The sequence below is a fragment of the Chroococcidiopsis thermalis PCC 7203 genome, from assembly GCF_000317125.1.
Lineage (GTDB): Bacteria > Cyanobacteriota > Cyanobacteriia > Cyanobacteriales > Chroococcidiopsidaceae > Chroococcidiopsis > Chroococcidiopsis thermalis.
The window spans coordinates 1682224-1705936 of the sequence record NC_019695.1; the positions used below are offsets into that span (position 1 = coordinate 1682224).

20 protein-coding genes are annotated in these 23713 nt (G+C 44.7%); 11 read left to right on the forward strand and 9 right to left on the reverse strand.

Features of this window, described 5'->3' with window-relative positions; all coding sequences use genetic code 11:
- Positions 1 to 25 precede the first annotated feature (25 nt).
- Together glgX and malQ are read right to left on the reverse strand one after the other, a co-directional pair.
- The gene (gene glgX, locus CHRO_RS07445) at positions 26 to 2155 is read right to left on the reverse strand and encodes a glycogen debranching protein GlgX (protein ID WP_015153585.1); all 2130 of its coding nucleotides are present in this window, start codon (positions 2153 to 2155) and stop codon (positions 26 to 28) included.
- Positions 2156 to 2403: 248 nt separating this feature from the next.
- Positions 2404 to 3915, reverse strand: a complete 1512-nt coding sequence (gene malQ / locus CHRO_RS07450; protein WP_219336164.1) for a 4-alpha-glucanotransferase — start codon at positions 3913 to 3915, stop codon at positions 2404 to 2406.
- 247 nt (positions 3916 to 4162) lie between these two features.
- Between malQ and treS the strand changes: the two genes are divergently transcribed.
- Together treS and CHRO_RS07460 are read left to right on the forward strand one after the other, a co-directional pair.
- Positions 4163 to 7603, forward strand: coding sequence for a maltose alpha-D-glucosyltransferase (treS, locus tag CHRO_RS07455; protein ID WP_015153587.1), 3441 nt, complete (start codon positions 4163 to 4165; stop codon positions 7601 to 7603).
- 350 nt (positions 7604 to 7953) lie between these two features.
- On the forward strand, positions 7954 to 10344 hold the full coding sequence (locus CHRO_RS07460) for a hypothetical protein (RefSeq protein WP_015153588.1): 2391 nt from the start codon (positions 7954 to 7956) through the stop codon (positions 10342 to 10344).
- Here CHRO_RS07460 and CHRO_RS31785 read toward each other — a convergent pair.
- Together CHRO_RS31785 and CHRO_RS07465 are read right to left on the reverse strand one after the other, a co-directional pair.
- Positions 10311 to 10487, reverse strand: coding sequence for a hypothetical protein (locus tag CHRO_RS31785; RefSeq protein ID WP_181824163.1), 177 nt, complete (start codon positions 10485 to 10487; stop codon positions 10311 to 10313). The two genes, CHRO_RS07460 and CHRO_RS31785, sit on opposite strands and share 34 nt — an antisense overlap.
- The gene (locus CHRO_RS07465; RefSeq protein ID WP_015153589.1) at positions 10445 to 11221 is read right to left on the reverse strand and encodes an ABC transporter permease; all 777 of its coding nucleotides are present in this window, start codon (positions 11219 to 11221) and stop codon (positions 10445 to 10447) included. The genes CHRO_RS31785 and CHRO_RS07465 overlap by 43 nt, the downstream gene beginning before the upstream one ends.
- 22 nt (positions 11222 to 11243) lie before the next feature.
- Between CHRO_RS07465 and CHRO_RS31790 the strand changes: the two genes are divergently transcribed.
- Entirely contained in the window at positions 11244 to 11402 is a 159-nt protein-coding gene (locus tag CHRO_RS31790; protein ID WP_181824289.1) for a hypothetical protein, read from the forward strand.
- A gap of 24 nt (positions 11403 to 11426) precedes the next feature.
- Positions 11427 to 12590, forward strand: coding sequence for a DegT/DnrJ/EryC1/StrS family aminotransferase (locus CHRO_RS07470; protein WP_015153590.1), 1164 nt, complete (start codon positions 11427 to 11429; stop codon positions 12588 to 12590).
- 159 nt (positions 12591 to 12749) lie between these two features.
- On the opposite strand, the gene CHRO_RS07475 is transcribed toward CHRO_RS07470, so the two are convergent.
- The 3 genes from CHRO_RS07475 to CHRO_RS07480 are packed head-to-tail and all read right to left on the reverse strand — an operon-like array spanning position 12750 to position 13979.
- Complete coding sequence (locus CHRO_RS07475; protein ID WP_041462396.1) at positions 12750 to 13505, reverse strand: DUF561 domain-containing protein; 756 nt, start codon at positions 13503 to 13505, stop codon at positions 12750 to 12752.
- On the reverse strand, positions 13502 to 13672 hold the full coding sequence (locus tag CHRO_RS31795) for a hypothetical protein (protein WP_181824290.1): 171 nt from the start codon (positions 13670 to 13672) through the stop codon (positions 13502 to 13504). Before CHRO_RS31795 ends, CHRO_RS07475 begins: the two co-directional genes overlap by 4 nt.
- Positions 13673 to 13682: 10 nt before the next feature.
- Positions 13683 to 13979, reverse strand: coding sequence for a hypothetical protein (locus tag CHRO_RS07480; RefSeq protein ID WP_015153592.1), 297 nt, complete (start codon positions 13977 to 13979; stop codon positions 13683 to 13685).
- Between the two features lie 331 nt (positions 13980 to 14310).
- Here CHRO_RS07480 and CHRO_RS07485 point away from each other — a divergent pair, with 331 nt between their 5' ends.
- From CHRO_RS07485 to CHRO_RS07515, 6 genes are all read left to right on the forward strand, one after another.
- Positions 14311 to 15450: a tetratricopeptide repeat protein gene (locus CHRO_RS07485; protein WP_015153593.1), complete on the forward strand. Its 1140-nt coding sequence runs from the start codon at positions 14311 to 14313 to the stop codon at positions 15448 to 15450.
- Between the two features lie 458 nt (positions 15451 to 15908).
- On the forward strand, positions 15909 to 17246 hold the full coding sequence (locus CHRO_RS07490; RefSeq protein ID WP_041462397.1) for a hypothetical protein: 1338 nt from the start codon (positions 15909 to 15911) through the stop codon (positions 17244 to 17246).
- A 389-nt stretch (positions 17247 to 17635) separates the two neighbouring features.
- Positions 17636 to 18172 carry a type IV pilus modification PilV family protein gene (locus CHRO_RS07495; protein WP_015153595.1) on the forward strand — a complete coding sequence of 179 codons (537 nt, stop codon included), beginning with the start codon at positions 17636 to 17638 and terminating at the stop codon, positions 18170 to 18172.
- The gene (locus tag CHRO_RS07500; protein ID WP_015153596.1) at positions 18150 to 18731 is read left to right on the forward strand and encodes a pilus assembly FimT family protein; all 582 of its coding nucleotides are present in this window, start codon (positions 18150 to 18152) and stop codon (positions 18729 to 18731) included. The genes CHRO_RS07495 and CHRO_RS07500 overlap by 23 nt, the downstream gene beginning before the upstream one ends.
- Positions 18732 to 18742: 11 nt before the next feature.
- Complete coding sequence (locus tag CHRO_RS07505) at positions 18743 to 19771, forward strand: PulJ/GspJ family protein (protein ID WP_015153597.1); 1029 nt, start codon at positions 18743 to 18745, stop codon at positions 19769 to 19771.
- Positions 19772 to 20146: 375 nt separating this feature from the next.
- Positions 20147 to 20986 carry a DUF3598 family protein gene (locus CHRO_RS07515; protein ID WP_015153599.1) on the forward strand — a complete coding sequence of 280 codons (840 nt, stop codon included), beginning with the start codon at positions 20147 to 20149 and terminating at the stop codon, positions 20984 to 20986.
- On the opposite strand, the gene CHRO_RS31800 is transcribed toward CHRO_RS07515, so the two are convergent.
- Complete coding sequence (locus CHRO_RS31800; RefSeq protein ID WP_181824291.1) at positions 20970 to 21107, reverse strand: hypothetical protein; 138 nt, start codon at positions 21105 to 21107, stop codon at positions 20970 to 20972. The two genes, CHRO_RS07515 and CHRO_RS31800, sit on opposite strands and share 17 nt — an antisense overlap.
- Before the next feature lie 84 nt (positions 21108 to 21191).
- Between CHRO_RS31800 and lepB the strand changes: the two genes are divergently transcribed.
- Positions 21192 to 21767, forward strand: coding sequence for a signal peptidase I (gene lepB, locus CHRO_RS07520; protein WP_041462399.1), 576 nt, complete (start codon positions 21192 to 21194; stop codon positions 21765 to 21767).
- A 109-nt stretch (positions 21768 to 21876) separates the two neighbouring features.
- On the opposite strand, the gene CHRO_RS07525 is transcribed toward lepB, so the two are convergent.
- Positions 21877 to 23487 carry an iron uptake porin gene (locus CHRO_RS07525; RefSeq protein ID WP_015153601.1) on the reverse strand — a complete coding sequence of 537 codons (1611 nt, stop codon included), beginning with the start codon at positions 23485 to 23487 and terminating at the stop codon, positions 21877 to 21879.
- Positions 23488 to 23713 lie beyond the last annotated feature (226 nt).

Sequence of the window (23713 nt, forward strand, 5' to 3'; positions counted from 1 at the left end):
GCCACGACGAACCACTCGCCACTGCTTAAACCATCTGACGCAGCAGAACGAGCGATCGCGCTGTAACTGGAACGGTGCGATCGCCTGTATAGATGCTTTCTTCTTGAATAAAGCGCGGTTCTTTGGTATCAATAACTAATACCCACTGGTTATCTTGCATTCCCTGTGGCAAGTTGAATTCAAGAGTTTCATAGTGGGCGTTCAAGAAGATGAGAAAGCTATCGTCGCTGATGCGTTGACCTTGTTTCCCAGGACTGGGAATCATGTTTCCATTTAAGAACACGCCCATTGACTTCGCATATCCGATTTCCCACTGTTCCTGATCCATCTCGCTACCGTCAGGATTGAACCACATGATATCGCTGACACCAGAACCGTGAATCGCTTGACCTTGGAACCACTTACGGCGACGAAATACAGGATGTTGGCGGCGGAAATAGATCAACTCGCGAGTAAAATCTAATAAATCTGTATTTCCCTGTACCAAATCCCAATTAAACCAAGAAATTTCACTGTCTTGGCAGTATCCGTTATTGTTTCCATGCTGCGTCCGACCCATTTCATCACCCCCAAGTATCATGGGGATACCTTGGGACAGCATCAGCGTCACGAGGAAGTTCCGGCGCTGGCGTTCCCGTAATTGCAATACTTCTGAGTCATCTGTCTCGCCTTCTGCGCCGCAGTTCCAAGACCGATTGTGACTTTCACCGTCGCGGCTTTCTTCGCCGTTAGCTTCGTTGTGTTTCTCGTTGTAACTGACGAGATCGTTGAGCGTAAATCCGTCATGGGCGGTGATGAAGTTAATGCTAGCATTCGGTCGCCGTCCGTTTTCTTGATAGTACAAGTCGGGGCTACCCGTCAGCCGATAGGCAAATTCTCCCAGAGTACTGTCCACGCCACGCCAGAAGTCTCGCGCCGTGTCTCGATATTTGCCGTTCCACTCCGACCAGAGAACGGGGAAGTTACCAACTTGATAACCACCCGTACCGATGTCCCAAGGTTCGGCAATTAATTTAACATCCGCGATCGTCGGATCTTGGTGAATGATATCGAAGAATGCTGACAGTCGATCTACTTCGTACAGTTCTCTTGCCAAGGCTGAAGCTAGATCGAAGCGGAAGCCATCGACGTGCATTTCTGTCACCCAGTAGCGCAGGCTATCCATGATCATCTTCAAAACTTGGGCGTGGCGCACGTTGAGGGAGTTACCGCAACCTGTAAAGTCCATGTAGTATCGCGGATCGCCGTCTACCAATCGGTAATAATTGGCGTTGTCAATTCCCCGCATTGATAGAGTGGGACCCATGTGATTGCCTTCACCTGTGTGGTTGTATACCACGTCTAGAATGACTTCAATTCCAGCCCGGTGCAGGGCTTTAACCATTTCCTTGAACTCCCTCACCTGCTCGCCTAAAGTGCCACTAGAGCTGTATTCGGAGTGAGGCGCGAAATAATTGATCGAATCGTAGCCCCAGTAATTTCTCAACCCTTTGTCCGCCAAATGTCCTGGGACGGAGAGGAAATGATGTACGGGCATCAACTCAACGGCGGAGATTCCCAAACGTTGCAAATGCTCGATCGCCGCTGGGTGTGCCATTCCTGCGTAAGTCCCGCGCAGTTCTTCGGGAATATCGGGGTGTAGCTTAGTAAAACCCTTGACGTGAGTTTCGTAGATAATTGTCTCGTTCCAAGGAGTACGCAGGAGTTTATCGTCTTCCCAGTTAAAACTTTGATCGACAACGACCGATTTCGGCATCAATGGGGCGCTATCCAAATCGGAAAACGATAAATCGGCTTCTTCAGACTCCCAAGAGTAACCATATAATTCTGGACCATTGCCAACTTCCCCCGCGATCGCTTTTGTGTACGGATCGATCAGCAGTTTATTGGGGTTAAAGCGATGTCCTTCTTGGGGTGCGTATGGTCCATGCACTCTATACCCGTACCGTTGACCTGGACCTATACCTGGTATGTAGCCATGCCAGACGAAATTACTGACTTCTGTTAGCTGTATGCGAGTTTCTTCGTCATCGCGATCGAACAAGCACAATTCTACACCTGTGGCATTTTCCGAAAACAAGGTGAAGTTCGTGCCTTTGCCGTCCCAACAGGAACCCAAAGGATAGACATTGCCTGGCCAGAGTGCAACATACATAGGTTTGACTGCGTGTCAAGTATTAAGTAGTGAATGACTGATGACAGTAGGAATTTAACTAAAGGTTCTTCCTACTTTTGGTAGAGTCTCTCTCAACACAGTACCGATTCCGAATTAGCTTGACTATCTATCCTAAGCAGGAATCAGTTGTCAGCGATCGGTTACTAGTGGCTAGTGGCTGGTGACTAGAATTGCTCTCTTGTCTCCCTTGTCCCCCAACTCCCGACTCTCGACTCCCGACTTCCTAATTAGCGGCTATAAATTTGTGTCATTTCCAATAGGCGATCGCGTAGTTGAGGTGTTAGCATTTCAGAACTTTCGTAACGCCAACGCCAGTTGCCTGCATTGACACTGGGATCGTTCATGCGGGCGCGATCGTCTAAGCCTAAAATGTCTTGTAGAGGTAGAATGGCTAAGTCTGCAACTGAGGCTAATGCCAGTTGGATGAATTCCCAATTAATTTCTGTTATTTCTGCCGCAGATTCGTCACCCAAATATTTCGCGACAAATTGCTTTTCTTTGTCGCTAGCTTTGTTCCACCAACCAATAGCTGTATCGTTATCGTGAGTACCGGGATAAACGACGCTGTTATGGACATAATTGTGAGGTAAATAGGCATTACTTGAGTCGTCTCCAAAGGCAAATTGCAGAATTCTCATGCCTGGAAATTGAAAGCGATCGCGCAATTCTTCGACTTCTGGAGTAATAATGCCTAAATCTTCTGCCATAATTGGCAAACTTCCCAAAGCGTTACCTAAAGTTTCAAAAAATTCTACTCCTGGGGCTTTAATCCACTCGCCATTAATGGCAGTCTCTTCGCCTGCTGGGACTTGCCAGTATGCCTCAAAACCGCGAAAATGATCGACGCGAACGATATCGACATATTCTAAGGTGGCTTGAAAGCGTTGAATCCACCAAGCAAAGTTTGTTTGTTGCAATTTATCCCAGTTATAGACAGGATTTCCCCATAATTGTCCCGTAGCGCTGAAATAATCTGGGGGAACGCCAGCGATATATGTAGGTTCAAAAGTCTGGGGATCTAATTTAAATATTTCTGGACTCGACCAGACATCAGAACTATTGTGACAAACATAAATTGAAATATCGCCGACAATTTGAATATTTTTGTCGTTGGCGTATTTTCGTAGTTGTTTCCACTGCTCGAAAAATTTGAATTGAACGAAATTATGATAAGCGATACTATCTTTTAAAGAATCTCTTGCTGCTTGCAACGCATCTGGCTCTCGACGCGCGATCGCTCGTTCCCAATTATTCCAGCTTTTCCCTTCGTTGGCTTCTAATAATGACATAAAAAGTACGTAGTCATCGAGCCAGTAAGATTGAGATTGACAAAATTGTGCGTATTCGGGGTTTTGATGAGTATTAGCTTGTTGAAAGTTTTCAAAAGCGATTTTAAGAAATTTAGTTTTATGCGGAATGACGCGATCGAAATTAACTCGATTCAAATCCACATTTTCTAATGGACTTAGTTCTTCTTTCTTCAACAATCCTTCTTCTGCTAGCGTATCGAGACTAATTAATAATGGATTGCCAGCAAAACTGCTGAAATTCATGATGTATGGAGAATGCTCGTATCCCGTAGGACCCAAAGGCAAAACTTGCCACAATTTTTGTCCGCTACTGGCGAGAAAATCGATGAATTCGTAAGCCGATTTTCCTAAATCGCCAATTCCATATCGGCTGGGAAGACAGGTAGGATGCAATAAAACGCCGCTAGCACGTTGGAATGTCATAGGGATATTTGAGGTGAACCAGGATAGAAGATAGCGCGTTATTGTCTGTTTTTCATGCTGCTAGGGGTAGAAAATGAGGTAGGAATGGGTTTTGACCAAACATCTGCTACTACAACCGAAATTTTATCTGCTAAACCCGCCCCTACAAGAAACCCGTCCCTATGCCTAAATTTCCCTCTCTGGGTACTTGTGGAAATCGCGCTAGACTCAATAACTTGAAACAGTGGTTTTTGGGAATACAACTAGCGAGAACATGCAGTACGTATTAAAAGATGACCCCCTCTGGTTCAAAGATGCCATTATCTACGAAGTGCCTGTACGCGCCTTTGCCGATAGTAATAGTGATGGGATCGGTGACTTCCGGGGGCTGACGGAAAAACTCGATTACCTTCAAGACTTAGGCGTTACCGCAGTTTGGATACTACCATTCTTTCCCTCACCACTCAGAGATGATGGCTACGATATTGCCGATTATAAGAATGTTAATTCAATTTACGGTAATTTAGACGATTTTCGCGAATTTTTGAAAGCCGCCCACCAACGGGGCATTCGCGTCATTATAGAATTGATCGTCAACCATACTTCCGACCAACACCCTTGGTTTCAAAGAGCGAGACGTGCGCCTAAAGACAGTCCAGAACGAGATTTTTATGTTTGGAGTGACACGCCGGAGAAATACCAAGAAGCGCGGATTATCTTCCAAGATTTTGAAACTTCTAATTGGGCTTGGGACCCAGTAGCTAAAGCTTACTACTGGCACCGCTTCTACTCTCACCAGCCCGATATTAACTACGATAATCCAGCCGTGCGGGAAGCCGTGTTTGACGTGCTAGATTTTTGGTTGGGTATGGGTGTTGATGGGCTGCGGATGGATGCCGTACCTTATCTCTACGAACGGCAGGGAACGAACTGCGAAAATTTGGATGAAACTCATGTTTTCCTCAAACAACTCCGCCAGCGGGTAGATGCCAAATTTCCCAACCGAATGCTGCTAGCTGAGGCAAATCAGTGGCCCGAAGATGCAGCAGAATATTACGGAAATGGAGATGAGTGTCACATGAACTTCCATTTTCCGCTAATGCCGCGCTTGTTCATGTCGCTGCGGATGGAAGATAGCTTCCCCATTTTTGATATTTTGCAACAAACGCCAACAATTCCCGATAACTGTCAGTGGGCGCTGTTTTTGCGCAATCACGACGAACTCACGCTAGAAATGGTGACGGATGAAGACCGCGATTATATGTATCGAGTCTACGCCCGCGATCCAGCAATGCGGTTGAATTTGGGAATTCGTCGCCGTCTCGCGCCTCTACTCGGAAACGATCGCCGCCAAATTGAATTACTCAACAGCCTGTTACTCTCTCTTCCTGGCACTCCTGTACTCTACTACGGCGATGAAATTGGCATGGGAGATAACGTATATATAGGCGATCGCAATGGCGTGCGGACACCAATGCAGTGGAGTTCCGATCGCAATGCTGGTTTCAGCCGCGCTAATCCGCAAAAGTTATACTCGCCCGTCATTATTGATTCAGAATATCACTACGCCGCCATCAACGTTGAAGCACAACGAGCTAATACCAATTCTCTCTGGTATTGGATGAAACGCTTAATTGCCACCCGCAAGCGTTTCCAAGCCTTCGGACGCGGTAGTTTTGAATTATTGCATCCAGATAACCGCAAAGTGCTTACCTTTACGCGCACTTATCAAGGCGAACATATTCTAGTGGTGGCAAATCTGTCTCGCTTCGTGCAAACAGTGGAACTGGATTTATCAGCTTTTAAAGGCACGACTCCAGTAGAAATTTTTGGTCGCACGGAGTTTCCAGCGATTGGCGATACTCCCTACTTCTTTAGCATCAGCCCTTATGCCTTTTATTGGTTGAGTCTAGTTGCCAAGCCGAGCGAAATCCAGCCTGCTAGACCCCAAGCAGAGTTACCAACATTAGTTGTCAATAGCAAATGGCAAAATATCTTTGCCCAACGGGATTTAAGAGTCAGACTAGAAGCTATACTGCCAGAATATCTGTCTACGTGTTCCTGGTTCAATCCTAAAACTCGGATAATTCAAGGGGTACAAATCGCCGAAGTTGTTGCCATCCCCTACAAAAATACCGAAGCCAGAGCCGTTTGGTTGCAGGTAGATTACGTGCAGGGCGATCCAGAAACTTACTTGATGCTGCTGGCTTATGCCGAGGGAGAACAAGCAACACAGACTTTAACAGATAATCGTAACGCGGTTGTCGCTAATTTGTTGGTGCAAGGTAAAGATAAATTCGGCGTATTATTTGAAGCCACCGCAGATAAAAGTTTTCTTGCCTCGTTGATTGAGGCGATCGCCTGTCAGCGACAGTATAAAGGTATGGCAGGGGAACTCATGGCAAGTGCTACCGATCTCTATCCTCAAGCGAGTCACAACGGTAAAAAACCTCTAGAACCGACAGTATTAAAGCAAGAACAGGGCAAGACTTTTATTGTCTACGAGGGATTGGGTGCTAACGGTGCTAACCCCAACAACCATCTCGTACTCAAACTCTTCCGCCAGCAAGAAGAAGGAATTAACCCAGATCTCGAAATTCGCCGCTTTTTGGGCGAGAAAAAACGCTTGCAACACTTTGCCCCATTAGTAGGAGCGATCGAATATCACCGTCCGTCAACAACACCAGTTACGGTAGGGATATTACAGGAATACATCCGCGATACCCGTAGTGGTTGGGAATATACCCTCGATAGCCTGCGAGATTACTTTGAGTTAGTCACAACACAACATGCAGAAATGACTGAGATCCCCATACCTGGGGGAAATCTGATCGATATGGGGAGTCGGGAGTCGGGAGTCGGGAGTCGGGAGTCGGTAGGGGCGATTGGCAGTGCGCCTGTACTGGGGACTCAGGAAGAAGAGTTCGAGCCATTTTCTTTGGCTAATCGAACCATCGGTTCTTATTTAGACAGCGCTCAAATTTTGGGACAATCGACAGCAGAACTGCATATCGCCCTTGCTGCTGATGGCGACAATTCTGGATTTACTCCAGAACCATTCTCGACATTTTACCAACGTTCCATTTACCAACAAGCCCGCAATCTCGCGGGACAAGTCCTCATCGTTCTCAGACAACGTTTAAAAACGCTGACACCACACGCCCAAGAATTAGCTCAAGATGTCCTGAATCGCCAAGAGCAAATCATGGAGCGCTTTGGGCTGATCCTCAACCAAAAAATTACTGCTATGCGGACTCGCTGTCATGGCGATTATCATTTGGGACAAGTACTCTATACGGGTAAAGACTTCATCATCTCCGATTTTGAAGGAGAATCGGGACGCAGTTTAAGCGATCGCCGCATTAAACGCTCTCCTTTGCGCGATGTTGCCAATATGTTGCAGTCTTTTCATTACGCTGCTAACGTTGGACTGCGCAACGAAATTGAAAGCGGGATGCTTCGTACAGAGAATTTACCCGTCATGCAGCAATGGGCGCAGTTTTGGTCTACCTGCGTCGGTGCGGCTTTCCTCAATTCATATCTGGCGATCGCTTCTCAAGACTCTTTCTTACCCAAAACCAAGACTGAGTTACAAGTTCTGCTAGATGCTTACCTCTTAGAAAAAGCAATCCACGGCTTGGGCTACGATCTCAATTCCCGCCTCGACTGGGTAGAGATCACCTTGGGGCGGATTTTGCAACTGTTGGATACTTAAGGTTTTTTCTAGCAATTCCTGTAGTAGGGGCGCACAGCTGTGCGCCCCTACTACTAGTTGCTGAATTATCCGCTCGATTTCCATTGGTGCGTCTCTACTGCAAATAAAAATTGATAAAACTTGATATTAATTTTTTAAAGAAAGACGCTTCACGCAGCTTTTGATAGATTTTTAATGTAAAATCATCGCAATCTCAGCCTTACGGTCGTTGCTCGAAGAATAATCTTATCGGGCGATCGCAGTCGATAACAGGAGCGTAAATGCTGCTACGAGTACACTTAGGTGGCGATCGCTAACATCATACAAATATAAGTATCACAACAAGCAAGCTATAAGAAGCTATAAGTTATATGAAACTAGCAAAGCCAGAAGATTTACAAGTTTTAGAGCGAATTCTATACCAACGCTTGCAAACTGAGTTTTCTCAAGTCGATCGCCTGAAAGTCGGTTGCGCGATCGGCGATGATGGTGCTTTAGTGATTTTGAGCCAACACCCACCACAAGTCAATCTCAATACTGATAAAACTTTTACTGCAATTGGGCAGGCTTTACAGTCTCTACGTCCTCAAGCAGTTCAGTCGGTCAGGGTTTATTTGAGAGAGGCGGGGCAAAAACAAATTTACGCTCAACACGATATCACTTTAGAACCAGTGGAGGTGGCTCCTGACTCTCAGGTGATGTTAAATGAGCCTTCCCCCATTATTTCAGAAACAACCGTATCTTCACCCGAGACAGAATCATCTCCGCCTGTGGTACAGCCATTCTCAGGCGATCGCAGCATCGTAGATGAACCGCCAGCACCCCCAATTCCTACAGTAGAAGAGCCACTACCAGCTAGTCACGTCATTGAAACACCACCTGCGCCTTTTGTTCCTGCCGTAGAAGAGTCAGAGCCGCCCACTAGCCCTGTTGTCATTGAAACACCACTGGCAACTACGACAGAACAGCCACTAGCAGCCAATAACATCGATTTATCGACTAGCGATCGCACTCCGGCAGCACCAGCAGCACCAGAATTATCTTCTCCTACAGAAGCAGCAGAACCGTCAACAGAAGATGAGGCTGAAATTACTGCTGGCGATTCCATAACTGAGACGAAGAGCGATCCCATATCCTCCCCACAACCATTAAAGCCTCCAGTCGAGGAACCTCAAATCAAGGAGGCTCCGGCAGCAGAATCTACGCCTGTTGTCAATCGAGAAGATGTACCCGTCGAAACGTCAAGTTTAAGCCCAGCAACTTCTTCACCGGAAACGTCTAGCGAAACCTGGCGATCGCGATCTTTCGAGCAACGGTTAGAAACAATCGCTAAGCCTGAACCAGCAACTCAAGCAGAATCAACAGCAGAATCAACAGCAGACTCCACTACAAACATCAATACAGCTACACTTCCCTACCCTGTCTTACCCTTACAGCGATTGCCGAAAGCAGCCAAGACAAAAATTCCTCGGGCGGCGCTAATTGCTGGAGGTGGAGTCGCAATCGTAGCATTCTTTAGCAGTGCATATGTCTTATCTAGCCCCTGTACGATTGGTAGGTGTCAGCAGTTCGCAACAGCAAAGCAGTTATATCAAGAGTCAAATCGAATCGTACAAGGAGCCAAGCAGCGATCGGAATTAATTGATGCTGAAAAACAACTGCAAGACGCAAATAACCTACTCAAACAAATTCCACCTTGGTCGAGCCGCCACCAGGAAGCACAAAATTTTTCCAGTACGATCGCCAATCGAGCCACTAATATAGATCGAGTGCTGGCGGCGTTGGAAGAAGGCGATACAGCAGCAAACAAGCTGAAACAACCCATCCGCTCTTTGGAAGATTGGCGCGCCATCCAAGCCTTGTGGCAAAGAGCGATCGCCTCTTTATCTGCGGTTCCTAAAGATAGCGATCTATATCCCTTAGCACAGAAAAAAACTACTGAGTACCGAGGCAGCTTGCAGGCTGTAGAGCAGAAAATGCAAGCGGAGCAACAAGCATTTCAAAAATTTCCCCAAGCGCAAAGTTCAGCGCAGGCAGCACAACAACAGCAACTAACGGCGCGATCTTTACAAGCTTGGCAAATAGTTCGTACCAATTGGCAAAACGCAGTAGATAATCTGAGCTCGATTCCGCAATCGAGTACAACTTACCAACAAGCACAGCAACTACTCGCACAATATCGCCCTCAACTTCAAGCAGCTAGCGATCGCGTTGCCAAAGAAACAATATCCACCAAAGCATTTTCCCAAGCAGTAAACTCCGCCGAACTTGCCGAACGGCAAGAACAACAAAATCAATTTGCTACAGCTCAAACCAACTGGAGACAGGCTTTAATCTTCGCTCAACAGATTCCTAGTGGGACTCAGTATTACGACCGAGCGCGATCGCTAATTAATACTTATACCGCGAAGCTCGAACAAGCTAACAGCAACCTGCAAGGCGCTAATCTCACCCAAAAAGTTCGCGCCGACCTCGATCGCGCTTGCTCCGGTAGAATTCGGGTATGTAGATACAAGTTAGATAACAAACAAATCTTCGTTCAGTTGACTTCCAGCTACGAACAGGCTGTCGAGAAAACATTTATCAACGCCAGACTCAGGGCTGACTCCAAAGCCCAAGCTGATATCGCGACTCAATATCGCACCCTCAAGCAAGTTCTCGAAGGCATTAGCAACGCGACTCGCCTACCCCTACAAATTTATGCTTCTGATGGCGGGCAAATGCATTCTTATACACCTAAGAACGTGAGTAGCGAGCAGTGAGTTGTGGTAATGGGTAATGGGTAATTGGTAGTTGCTCCCTTGTCCCCCTTGTCCCAATGCGTGAATTTTGAATTTTGTCCCCGACTCCCGACTCCCCAATTCACCGAACCAACTGCGCGGCGGAATTGAAAAATTGGCGACAAAGCCCTTGGGTAACGAGAATTGCTGTGGCTAAGTTAGTGAAGGCAAGCATGAACATGACTAAAATTTGGTAGGATGCAGCATCGAGGGGACTCACGCCGCTGAGAATTTGTCCTGTAATGATGCCTGGAAGGGTAACGATACCGATGACCATCATTTGATTCAGGATTGGAATTAACCCAGCGCGGATAGCATCTTTACGGTACTGAGCTACAGCTTGTTGGGGTGTCGCACCTAAACTTAAATGAGTCTCAATCTCTAGCTGGCTGGCATTAATTGTACTGACAAGACGCTCCCCCGCGATCGCCGCCCCATTAATCGCATTTCCTAGAATAATTCCCGCCAAAGGAATGATATATTGCGGTTCGTACCACTTCTGCGGTTGAACGATCAGCAGGTTGACATAGCTTAAAGTAAAAGCCGTGCTGACAAATATTGAAACCCAAACTAGCGGTAGCAATTGGGGAATCTTTTTGCCAATCCGGTTGCGAGACACCACAGCCGCAATTGTCAGCATCACCAGCACTACCGCTAGCACTGCCCAAGGGTTATCTAGCCGAAAAATAATATCTAAAATCGCTCCTACAACGAACAGTTGCAAGATCGTTCTTACCGTCGCGATCGCCAAACTCCACTCTAAGCCCAAACGCTGCCCAGCCGATAGCCCTATTGCGATCGCCATCAGCGCTACAGCCAGAACAAAATCTACTAAATCGAGTCTAATTAGAGTGTCCATAGTGAGGAGTGAGGAGTGAGGAGTGAGGAGTGAGGGGACAAGGGGGACAAGGGAGACAAGGGGGACAAGGGAGACAAGGGAGACAAGGGAGCCGAGGAGAATTTACCAACTACCAACTACCAACTACCAACTACCAATGACTAACAACCAATTTGCCATTTTCTTGCGATACAACTTCTGATTTGATTAACTAATAGAAAAACTTATGGTTCAAAGCGTGACTCAATCTACTCGCGTTCCTATCTTAAATCTGGCGCAGCAATATACGGATCTTGCAACTGAAATTAATGATGTTGTTTTCAAAGTACTTGCCTCTGGCGGTTATGTCGGTGGGGCAAATGTTGCTAACTTTGAGCAAGAATTTGCCACATATACAAATGTGTCTGAGTGCGTCGCCTGTAATTCCGGTACGGATGCACTGCTGCTAGCATTGCGGGCGTTAGGTGTTGGGGCTGGGGATGAAGTGATTACCACGCCCTTTTCTTTTTTTGCTACGACTGAGACTATTAGTGCTGTCGGTGCTAAGCCAATCTTTGTAGATATTGACGCGCCAACATTTAATCTTGACGTGACTCAGGTAGAGTCAGCAATTACAGCTAAAACTAAAGCTATTATTCCGGTTCATTTATACGGACAGCCAGTTGACATGACTGCCCTAATGGCGATCGCTCAAACCCACAAACTTGCTGTGATTGAAGACTGCGCCCAAGCAACAGGAGCATTGTGGGCGGGACAAAAAGTCGGTAGCATCGGTCATGTTGGCTGTTTTAGTTTCTACCCTACAAAGAATTTAGGTGCTTGTGGCGATGGCGGTGCGGTGACGACGAACGATCCAGAAATTGCGGCAAAGATGCGAATGCTACGCAATCACGGGGAGAAAAATCGTTACTATCACGAAGATATTGGATTAAATAGTCGTCTGGACGCTATACAAGCAGCGATTTTGCGAGTCAAGTTACGTTATTTAGATACTTGGAACGAACAACGACGGGCGATCGCTTCTCGCTATCAAGAATATCTCGCTCCAGTTCCAGGTGTCGTCCTTCCCCAAGAATTACCAGGCGGCGAGGGAGTTTGGAACCAATACACAATTCGTTTGCCAGACGTAGGGACACACAGCTGTGCGTCCAATAGCAATTATCGGGATGAGATCCGCCAGCGCCTACAAGAAAAAGGTGTGGGTTCGATGGTTTACTATCCTTTGCCTTTACACTTGCAACCTGTGTATCAAAATTTAGACTACCAACAAGGGCAATTTCCGATCTCGGAACAAACTTGTCATGAAGTCTTATCCCTGCCTATCTTCCCTGAACTTTCTCCTGAAGCACAAGAACAGGTCGTTTATTGCCTGAAGGATTGTTTAACGTAAAGGCGGGTTCACCCAGAATATCTGTAAGAGCAAGGTTTTTTGGTAAACGCGCCCCGTACACGAGTCGAGAATCGTAGGGGCGCACAGCTGTGCGCCCGTACAGGAGTCGGAAAACAATAATCCAAAAGTCCCCCTTGTGTAAGGGGGATTTAGGGGGATCTATCCTTGAGTTCTTAAAACGGGACGGTTAACAGTGGCAAGAGATTCAACCAAACTACGAACGGCTGCAATCATAGCCACTTCGCTATTGAGTTGGTTAATTGCCGAACCTACACCCACACCAGCCGCACCAGATGCGATCGCCATTGGTGCGGTTACGTTAGAAATACCGGAAGCACACAACACTGGTACGGATACGGCGCGGGAGATTTCGTAGGCGGCGGCAAGGGTAGGTGCAGCTTTCTCAACCAAACCCAACGTACCAGGATGAACGGGACTGCTGCTCGTACCACCTTCGGTTTGGATAATATCAGCTCCAGCTTTTACAAGCTCCTCTGCTAGTTGCACTTGGCGATCGAGTTCTAAAATGTGGGGAACGGTAACGGAAAGGGTAATTTCAGGCAAGAGCGATCGCGTAATTTCTGTTAAGGCGAGGACTTCCTCTGCTTCAAATCTGCGTCCTTGAGCGTAGAAGCTATCGAAGTTACCAATTTCAATGAGATCTGCACCAGCTGCTACACAGGTGACAAATTTTTCTGGGTCAACTGCTGACACACAAATTGGCAAATTTGTCAATTCTTTTACCATCTGTACTAGCTCGACATCAGCAGCAATATCAACAAAAGTAGCACCACCGCGATCGGCTGCGTTGACTGTCGCTGCTACGCTTTGGCGATCGAGGTTATTCAAACCGCTAATAATTTTTAGCGCCCGTCCTTGGGCAAAAGCTTGGTGGAGTAGAGGATGCATGGTCATGATTTCTCTCTTGTGTCCTGTAAAGGAATATTGTGACATTCTCGGAGGTTTGAAGCTAGTATTAGCTCACGCAAAGATGAGGACACTCTCGTCTTGTCTTCCTTGTCTTCCTTGTCTTCCTTGTCCCCCTTGTCCCCCTTGTCTTCCTTGTCTTCCCGATTCTCCACTCCCCCTGAATTACCGCTGGGCGCTCCGAGAAAGAGCAGTTACGCGCCGCACATCAGAAAATACTCCTTCCCCATGTAGTTCGTACATTGTCGGCTTCACTTCAACTTTTAGCAAGCAAGATGTATTGACGCAAATCGTTTGTTCTGGCAAATGTAGCAAGCACCAAGGTTTGTCCAGATGTTTCAAAATCCGCTGATGAATTTCTTGAGGAGTCAGAGCATTATCTTCGTGCAAAACCACATTGAAGGCTTCTATTTGACCGTTAGTGTAGAAAAACGTGATTTGTAGCATATTGTGGTCGTTCATCGCTAGGAATTACCTCTCTTGCTTGGTTTTCAAGTAACTTTTGCCTTAACTCTCCCAAATCCAGCATTCTGTCAAGGCTAGTATTGTATTACCCAAAATTCAGTTGTCAGTTATCAGAGAGCAGGGAGTAGGGAGCAGAGGGGAAGAGGGGGAGAGTGGGAGAAGGGGAGTAATTACCAATTACCCATTACCCATTACCCATTACCCATTACCATCCATACACAAATTTCTAGTCTTCTTCTATACAAACTTCACCATTTTGTGATTGAGTCGTGATATCTTGTTGAGCATCTGCAAAATAAAATCATCCTTAGGTTAGATGCCAAGATCTATGAAGTGGAATCTCAGTCTGGAGGCAGAATTTTTTTATCAACAGGGATTGCGTCGCAATAAAGCCGAACAATACGCAGAAGCTCTACTAAGCTTAGATGTAGCTGTGGAATACAAGCCAGATTACGCTGATGCTTGGTCGCAGCGAGGTATAGCCTTGGGTAGTTTAAACCGCCATGAAGAGGCGATCGCCAGTTTCGATCGCGCTATTACCCTGCGTCCAGATGCTAGCTGGGTTTGGCACAATCGCGGAATTGCCCTGGGTAAGCTGGGTCGTTATATTGAAGCTCTCAATAGCTTCGATCGCGCTTTAGAATTTAACCCTGATGCGGCGACAATTTGGCACAACCGAGGGATTACTCTGATCGATCTTGGTTGCTACGAAAAAGCTGTTATCAACTTTGAAAAAACAATCCAGCTACGACCAGATGCTTACTGGGCATGGTACAACCGAGGTACGGCACTGGGACATCTCAAGCAATATGCAGCAGCAGTTGATAGCTTCGATCGCGCTCTAGAGTTCCAACCTGACGATCTCTTGACTTGGAATAATCGCGGCATCACTCTAAGCGACTGGGGTGAATATACCAAAGCAGTAGCTAGCTTCGATCGCGCTTTGGCAATCGATCCAGAATATAGCAAGGCTTGGTACAACAAGGGGGTAGCGCTGCGAAAATTAGGAGATTTCACAGCAGCAGTCGTCTGTTTCGATCGCACTGTTGAGTTGGAGCCTAATGATTTTTGGGCGTGGTATAACAGGGGACTATCTCTAGCACAAGTTGGTGAAAAAGAAGCAGCGATCGCTAGCTACAAACATGCTCTTAGCATTCAACCCCAAGATATGGCAGTTTGGTACGATTGTGGTTTGGCTTTGTATGAATTGTGCCGTTACCAAGAAGCGATCGCCATTTACACCAAAGCTTTAGAAGTCCAGCCTCATACACCTATATTTTGGTACAATATTGCCTGCTGTTATGCTTTGCAATCGCAAGCCGAACAAGCAGTTATTAGCTTACAACAGGCAATTCAAATCAGTCCAGATAAGTATCGTACTCTTGCCAAGAATAGCTCGGTCTTTCATACCATTTCTCAAGACGAAAGATTTCAAAATTTGATCTCTGAGTCGCGTGTAGATGTATAGCATTAGAGTATTTTTACTTTAAAAGTTCTGTCAGTCATATAGATTTTCTTAGCCAGCAACAACTGGCTATTTTTTTGTTACACATAGCGATTCTTATGATGGTGGAATACCCTCGTAGGGGCGCACAGCTGTGCGCCCCTACAGATCTTGTATCTCATCCAATTGAAAAAGGCTAGAACACGGACGTACAGCGTTACCTCTCTATAAACTTGTATGCGCTTTACAATTTCAATAAAAGTCTCAGACTTTCTCTCAGTAAAACTACACAAACGTATTTGTGAAATCTTCAGCATAATTACCGCGATCGTGCGGCAAGAAATTACTGTACTTCAGGGCAAACTAGATCTTAAGTTCAATGCAATCTAGGAAAAACCTTGTCGTTACAAACCTTTCTAATTAAACTTTTAGCGCTAAAACGATCTCAAGAGCGAGGGTTTACTATAGTTCTTGCTCTCAGTATGGGTTTGATCGTGATGGCAATTGCGACTACCCTAATTTTTCGTGCTTCTCGTAACGAAGCGATCGCATCTACCCGCACTCAAACTGGAGATAGTTTAGCTGTGGCTGAAGGAGGTGTTGCTAGAATTCTAACTCTCATGACTAAACCAGAAAACTCAGTTTTACTAACTCGGAATTACGATCCGATCGATTCAAAAACGGGAAAGAATTATCTAGGAGCCGATGGCATTCCTAAAACAAGCGATGATACTACAATTGCTATTAATGAATGGATAACTCCGATTACTTTTCCTTGTCTACCGTCAGTATCTCCTAATATAACTGCACTGACTGGTTCTAACAGTATTGGTAACGGTCAATTTCAGTTATTAGCATATCGTTACGATAATTTAAAGCAAACAGGAACTTTCTTAATATCAGGTCAGAATGATAATTCTATCGTTTATCTTGCAGTCACAGTAGCAATTAGTGTAACAATTCAAGATTTTCCTGGCGCTATTAGCACTCATACTACTTTCGATCCCGATCGCATTGAAATACAAACACGTAGAATTGCAGGTAAGAATGCTAATATTTACTTCGATCCTGTTACTGCTTTCGATAATTCTAATTTGAATGGATACGCCATAAAAGGTGGTGCAAATAGATCGCAATATCTCACTGCTATCGGTTCGGCATTAGATACCACAGATACTAGTATTGATGGTACGATCTTCGCCTGTAAATTGCAACTCAACTTTCCATTTACTGCACAAGGTACGGATTTAGGAGACATCACAGATCCCAGGTTTTCATTGCTGTCGCTTCCACTTACTGGTACTAGCGGACAAATTACTCATTATCAAACTAATAAAATTGATATCACTGATAAAATAATTGATGTTGATACAACTGCTGGTTCAGTTTATCTTTATATAAAAGGTTCGTATTTAAATAAAGAAGGATTTCATTTGCGAGGAGATTCTAAAATTCGTAATATTCGCACTGATGGACAACTGCCCAGAGTTGGAGATTTACGAATTATTATTTTGTATAGTGGTTCGGGAACGCCGCAATCAGCTTATCTTTACAATACTGCTTGTATTCAAAATGCTTTTGTTTACAATCGGGATGCAGATTTCAAATTAGAAACTTCAGGCGACGGATGTGAGAGTCCTGGGAATAGTAATTTTGATGGAGTTGTGTGGGCTGAAGATCTTCAAAACACTAATACTAGCAATACTGGCATTAATGTACCAGATGACGTTCTCAGTTTATCAGACTTAGCTAATAGCTTTAACCTATATACTATTAATAAAATCGGCTCGATTCAGAAGTGGCAGCAATATAAGCTGTAGAGTTGGAAATTTTGTTTTTTTTAGTACTTTGCGATCGCATCAATTTCCCTCATTCAATTCACCGTAAATTTACTGAAAACCCAGCAATAATATTCATTAAGATTACCGTAATTCTACGGCAATAAGTCAGTATAGAGTAGGGCAAACTAGATATGATTTTTAGTTTGCCTAACAGATAAAATATCGTTTTTATTTCACCAACACAGAATTTTTATGAATAAAATTGCTTTTTATATAGTAGTTTTAAATGATTTGTAAAGTAAGCTTCTAGCCTGCTCCACGTTCATTAATCAAATAGGATTGCTATATATAGTTAGTGCAATAGCTCATTAGTAATCGCATCATACTATCAAATAAATTAGCAGCGATTCAATTATAAAACTTTCAACATGGCGCGATCGATGCATCTACAGAAATTGCCGCTACAAGATAAAGGATTTACTCTTTTTGAGGTATTAATATCCATACTTATAGTTAGTGTATTTCTTGCTGTAGCAATGCAAGCGCTTTTATTTGCGATTATTTTTAAAGTACGCGCCGAACAACGTCACGAAGCAATCACTTGGATTCAGAAGGATTTAGAATTCGTTAAAAATCAAGCTAAAGAATACGAAATTAATACTTTTCCTTATTCCAATAGATGTAACGCCACTACTTCTGCTGACGGCTTTGCTGCGGGATTACTACATAGTATACTTGGCACTCCAACGTCACCACCTCCATCAGCACCATCTACGACAACATCTGTTTCTAAAACTTTAGCAGGAAAAAGTTTCACTCTAACTCGAACTGCTATTTACGATAATCCTACTTATGCTTATAAATTACTTCAGCTAACTTATAATGTCACGCCAGCAGACAGTAGTTCTCCAATCGCAACGCTTTCAACTGAGGTAATTCCTGATGCGTCGCTTAAATGTCCGTAAAAATAATCAAAACAAAGGTTTTTCTTTAATAGAGATATCAATAATAGTTGTCATTATTGGTATTCTAGCCGCGATCGCAGTTCCTAGCTTTGCTGGTTCTTTAGATCGCGTCAAATTGAATCAAGCAGTAGTTGAAGTCAGAGGGATTTTGCAAGAAGCGCAAAGACAAGCTATCCGTAAAAGTCAGCCTTGCGATGTTATGTTGATGTTATCGACTACACCAGTACAAATTACCGCAAATTGTGGTGTTACGGGCGATCGCAATTTATCAGAGCGAGTTCAACTAATAACAAATATTAGTCAAGTAACAGGAAATCCCATCAAAATTACTTTTGGTATTTTAGGCACAGCAGAATTTACAGTTCTCAGTTCTAGAAACCCTCCTCCTCCAGTCGATCCGAGTGGAAAATTGATCTTTTCTGTTGCTCGCAGCTCTATTCAAGATCAAAAATGTCTGGCTATATCTAATACTTTAGGATTGACAAGAGCTGGTAACTACACTGGTGATTCTACTGCGGCAAATCACATTACTGACGATGGGATTTGTACTGCATCCTAACTAAGAGTTATATGAAAAAGTATTTTGCTCAAATTTATCGTCGATTTCATACTTCTAAGCCTTCCAGAGGATTTACACTTGTAGAGTTACTAATTACAGTCCTAATTAGTACAATGGTAATTGTCATTGCAGGATTTGCCCTGGTCACAATTACATCTTTTGATAATAAAGCAGAAGCCAGAACAGAAAGACAAATCGATCTCAATCGTGCGTTCGATTTCATGACTCATGAAATTAGAATGGCAAGCAGAATAAATCGGCTTGAAACTGAAGTTGCAGATGGCTCTACTACAACATTGGAAAAAATTGTAGAAGACGCTGGTATTAAAGCAAAGCTAGGTAGTTACGGCACAATTGCTTTATATCTAGAAATTCCGATCGACACTATTCCTACTTCATGTCCTCCACCAACTCCTCCTGCTATAATTCCCAGCGATTATCAAGCGGGATTTGACAGGGTAGTTTACGATATTCGTCCTACCACTGGAAGTTGGTTAAGTCCGAGGGTAATTGCGCGTTACGGACGCATACCTAGCGCGGATGGTTCTATCGATGCTTGTAAACCCCCCATACCTAACGATATTTTAGTTGACTCTATTTCCGATACAGATATCAATCCAACTTGCACCGTCAAATTTGGTGCTGGCGGTTTTTATGCTTGTCTTGACGGTAGTTTAGTCGAACTGTTCTTGCGCGGTGCAGTAAGTGCTAGAGAAAATCAAGATGTCACGGGTAGGGCATTTTCTCGCCTCAGCAGCTACAGTACCGAACTCGCACCCGTGCTATTCGGTAGCAAGTCAGGAACAACCGAGATGAATTTGACTTGGACTTGGAGTGGTACGGGTAATCCGACTTACAAAGTTTATCGTACTGTGGATGGAGTAGCGACAGAAGTTTATAGTGGCTCTGTCTCTAGTTTAGATAGCAGTACTACTCCCAGCCTTCATCCTACCTCTGGTAAACAGAATTGCTACACAGTTAGAGCAACTATCGGTTCGTATACCAGTGCGCCAAGCAATGCAAGGTGTGAAGATTTCTAAGCGTAGTTTTCAATTGGATGCAATACACATCTGGTAGGGGCGCACAGCTGTGCGCCCCTACAAATATCATCCACATAATCGAGAATTGCTATAAGATACCAAGCGAATAGAATGCTAGGTAGTTTAGTTATTAGGTCGGTAGCAAGCCCGCGTAGAGAACTTGCTTGAGCAAGTACTATGCGACGGACTAAATTTGCCATAAAATTATTTTTTAATTAGAAATTAGGAGTTTGAAGAGAGCGTGAGAGCTGAGGAAGCAATTCGCAATAAACGCTTCGCTACACTACGTGAACGCAATTCGCAATTTAACCCCACACCCCACAACCAACATCCTTTCTTCACTGATAACTGGTCACTGGTCACTGGTCACTGTTTATGCGATCGCAATGGCAATATTTGCTACAAAATTTGGGTGAATGGCAGGGTTCGTTTACACGATTCTCACCCCAAGCAGAGTTTATAGAAGATACTCCTACAGTCGTATCTCTAGCTGGATTAAACGACAATAAAACTATCCGTCAAATTGTCCGTTTCCTACCATCCAATCGTCCCGCCGAGGAAAAAGTATTTGAATACAGTTCTCTGGGTAAGGGGGTACTGTTTTTTGAAAATGGTGCGTTTTCTCAAGGTTCGATTCAACTCAGTCCGTTTGCAGAATTTGGCGCAGAACTTGGTTTAATTCATGGCGATCGCCGCTTGCGCTTAGTGCAACTTTTTACACCGAATGGAAAGTTGGATAAAATTACGCTGATTCGCGAATATCTTGCTGGTACGACAACTCCAGAACGTCCCCCTCTACAGGTTGATGACTTGGTAGGTAAGTGGCAAGGGGAAGCGGTCACAATTTATCCCGACTGGCGATCGCCCGATACTTATTCTACACAACTGCAAATCGAGCGCCTTGGTAGCGATCGCCTCGCACAACAATTGACTATCTACTCTACGCCAGAAAACCCTTACCAAATCAGTTCCACAGGCAAAATTACCGGATCGTTACTCTACTTTGAGGGTTCTCAGCCCGATCGCCAAATGACTCAAGTTATGCTACTACCAGATGGCGCTTCTGCCACTTGCCCTCAGCAAGTGCAGTTAAGACAAGCCTTTTTTCTCGAAGTTGGTTGGCTAGTACAGCCAAATCTACGACAAAGACTGATAAGACGTTACAACGATAAAGGTGAATGGACTAGCCTTACTTTGGTTACTGAAAGGAAGTGAGTGGTAATTGGTAATTGGTAATTGGTTGTTGCTTCTCTGTCCCTCTGCCCCCCTGCTCCCAGCTCGTCCCAGCTCCCTGCTCCCTAATCACTGATGTGCGTAAATTTACTGAAAAATTCATTGATATCTATCTGATTCTAGTGGCGATTCCGTAGTGTTTATGGTAGAAATACGTAATATATCTGTTAAAATAATTACTAAATTTATGCCCGTACACAGCTTTCGAGTCAGTAAATCGCAAAATCCTTGGGCTGAGGGTTCTAAGTTACTGGGAATAACATTGCTAATTGGATTTGGCATTCGGATAACTGCGGAGCAGTGTTACTTAATCCCTTCTACTTCCATGAAGCCCACTTTACAGATTGACGATCGCCTCTTCGTAGACAAAATTAGCTACCACATCGGCAATCCTCAGCGAGGAGATATCATCGTGTTTACTCCTCCAGAAGCAGTGATTCAGGAAGAGCATTCTCGCGATGCATATGTGAAGCGAGTTATTGGACTGCCAGGAGAGAAAGTAGAAGTGAAAAATGGGATCGTATATATCAACGATCGCCCTTTAACAGAACATTACATTGCCGAGCCACCGGAATACATTTTAGCAGCAGCGATCGTGCCACCCAAGTCTTACCTTGTGTTGGGAGATAATCGCAATCGCAGCTATGACAGCCATGCTTGGGGTTTTATTAGTCGCGATCGCATTATTGGTAAGGCAGCAGTGCGTTTTTGGCCTCCCTACCGTGTAGGTAGTTTGTACGCTGAAACCGCCAGCAGTAACTAGGTAATTAGGTAAAGCCTACTTTCAGTTCAGTGCATAGAAAATTCCCCCAAATCTCGATCGAGAAATGAGGGGAATTTACAACCACTAACTAACAATCACTAACTAACAACTAAAACTCAAACGTTGTCCTCAACGTACCGACAACAATATCGCTATTGTCGCTATCGTGACCAGGAGCAGTCAGCCAAATTACGCCCGGTGCAACCGAGATATTATCAGTCAGTTGATATCGATACGACGCTTCAACGTGCAACCCAGTATCGGGATCTCTTCTTCTTTCTACACCGTCGCCATCAGCAACAGTAAAACCACTCGTACCCGTTAGTTTAGGTTCCACCGCCACAATAATATTGAGTAGGTTTCCTTCCTTGCCCAAATCGGGAAAACTGAGAGACAGAGCATAGTTCCACACATCAGCATCACCCAATCCAAGCACGATCGCCTTACTCAATCCTGCCCATCCACCAATTCTAATTCCAGGGGTGATGTCAAACTGTGCTTCTACACCGTAGTGATTGCCCACTACCGATCGCGTGCTGCCATCAGCATCTGTGACTTCTACCAGCGATCTGATACTACCTTGCTCTGTCGTGTTTAAGGCTTCGTCATACGTATGGAGATAGGCAAAGGCAACCTTAAATCTGTCAGTCCCGTACTCTAATCGTCCGAGAAAGCTATTGCTACCGTTAAATAAACCGTTACCAGGGGCAGGATCTTCAGCATTACCAGCTTGATAGCCAAGCCCCAGTTTCAAAGCTTCAGTTATCGAGAATTCTGTAATTATCCCTGCATTCTGTCCCCCTGCATTATAGATGGGGTTGAAGCTGAGATTACCAATTGCACCTACATTCGTGTCGGTAATCAGGTTATCGACAATATCAAAAACGTCGTCGTATTCTCCAGAGTTAGCTAGCAGCCAAACTCTTAGATTATCGCCAACTTGAAAACTGTAGTTGAGGTTATCTACGACAACATCGTTATCAGTACCCGTAGCATATGCTATCTGTCCTTCATTTGTAATGTTGCCTACATAGTCAAAGGCACTAAAATTACCTGCTTGCAAGCGAACTTGCAGTTGATCTGTACCAGTAAAACTAGACAGGAAATTGAACCGCATTCTCGTTTGTAGGACTGTGTTGTCCTCCACGTCATCGCCAAAAGTATCGCTAGCCGCCATAATGACTTGAGCGCTCAATTTGGTTGTGGTGGAAAATTGATTTGCTTCTAGTTCGGCGGTGGTTGCTTCTAAAGCATCGACTCGACCGCGCAAAGTTGCAAGTTCCGTACCGAACTCCTCTTGCAACCGTTGTAAAGTTGCCAAGTCTTCTTTGTTGACCATATCAGCAGAAGCGGTGGCAATCAGTTCGTTGACTCGATCTAAACAAGCGTTTAACCCTGCGGCAAATTCATAACGAGTTAAAGCGCGATTACCGCGATAAGTTCCATCGGGGTATCCCGCAATGCAACCATATCGTTCTACCAAAGATTGCAATGCCTGAAATGCCCAATCTGTAGGCTGCACGTCTGATAATTGGGAAACTGAAGTCACTTGAGCTAGCTGTGGCGATCGCTCTTTTGTCGTTAATGTCTCAACGCTGGTTGTTGCAGTCATGGGAGTCACTGAACTTATATCTCCTGCGATCGCTGAGTTTAAATATAAAGAATTGGCAGCAATAACCGCTAGAGAAACGAAAAATGAATCTCTAAAAAGTCGTTTCATTAGTATATACCTCACACCTTTTTACATAATTACCGAGAATGGCAAAGAAAAAAAGTTACATGGATTACGATATTTTCTCAAACTCAAAAAACTGTTTTACTTGAAGATGGCAGTTGCTGATTTCGTCGAATTCTACAACTCTTTTGGCTTATTAGACCTCCTGCGTGAATACTTGAATTGTCATCCACACGCGAAGCGAAACATCTGGGAGATTCTTCACTACACT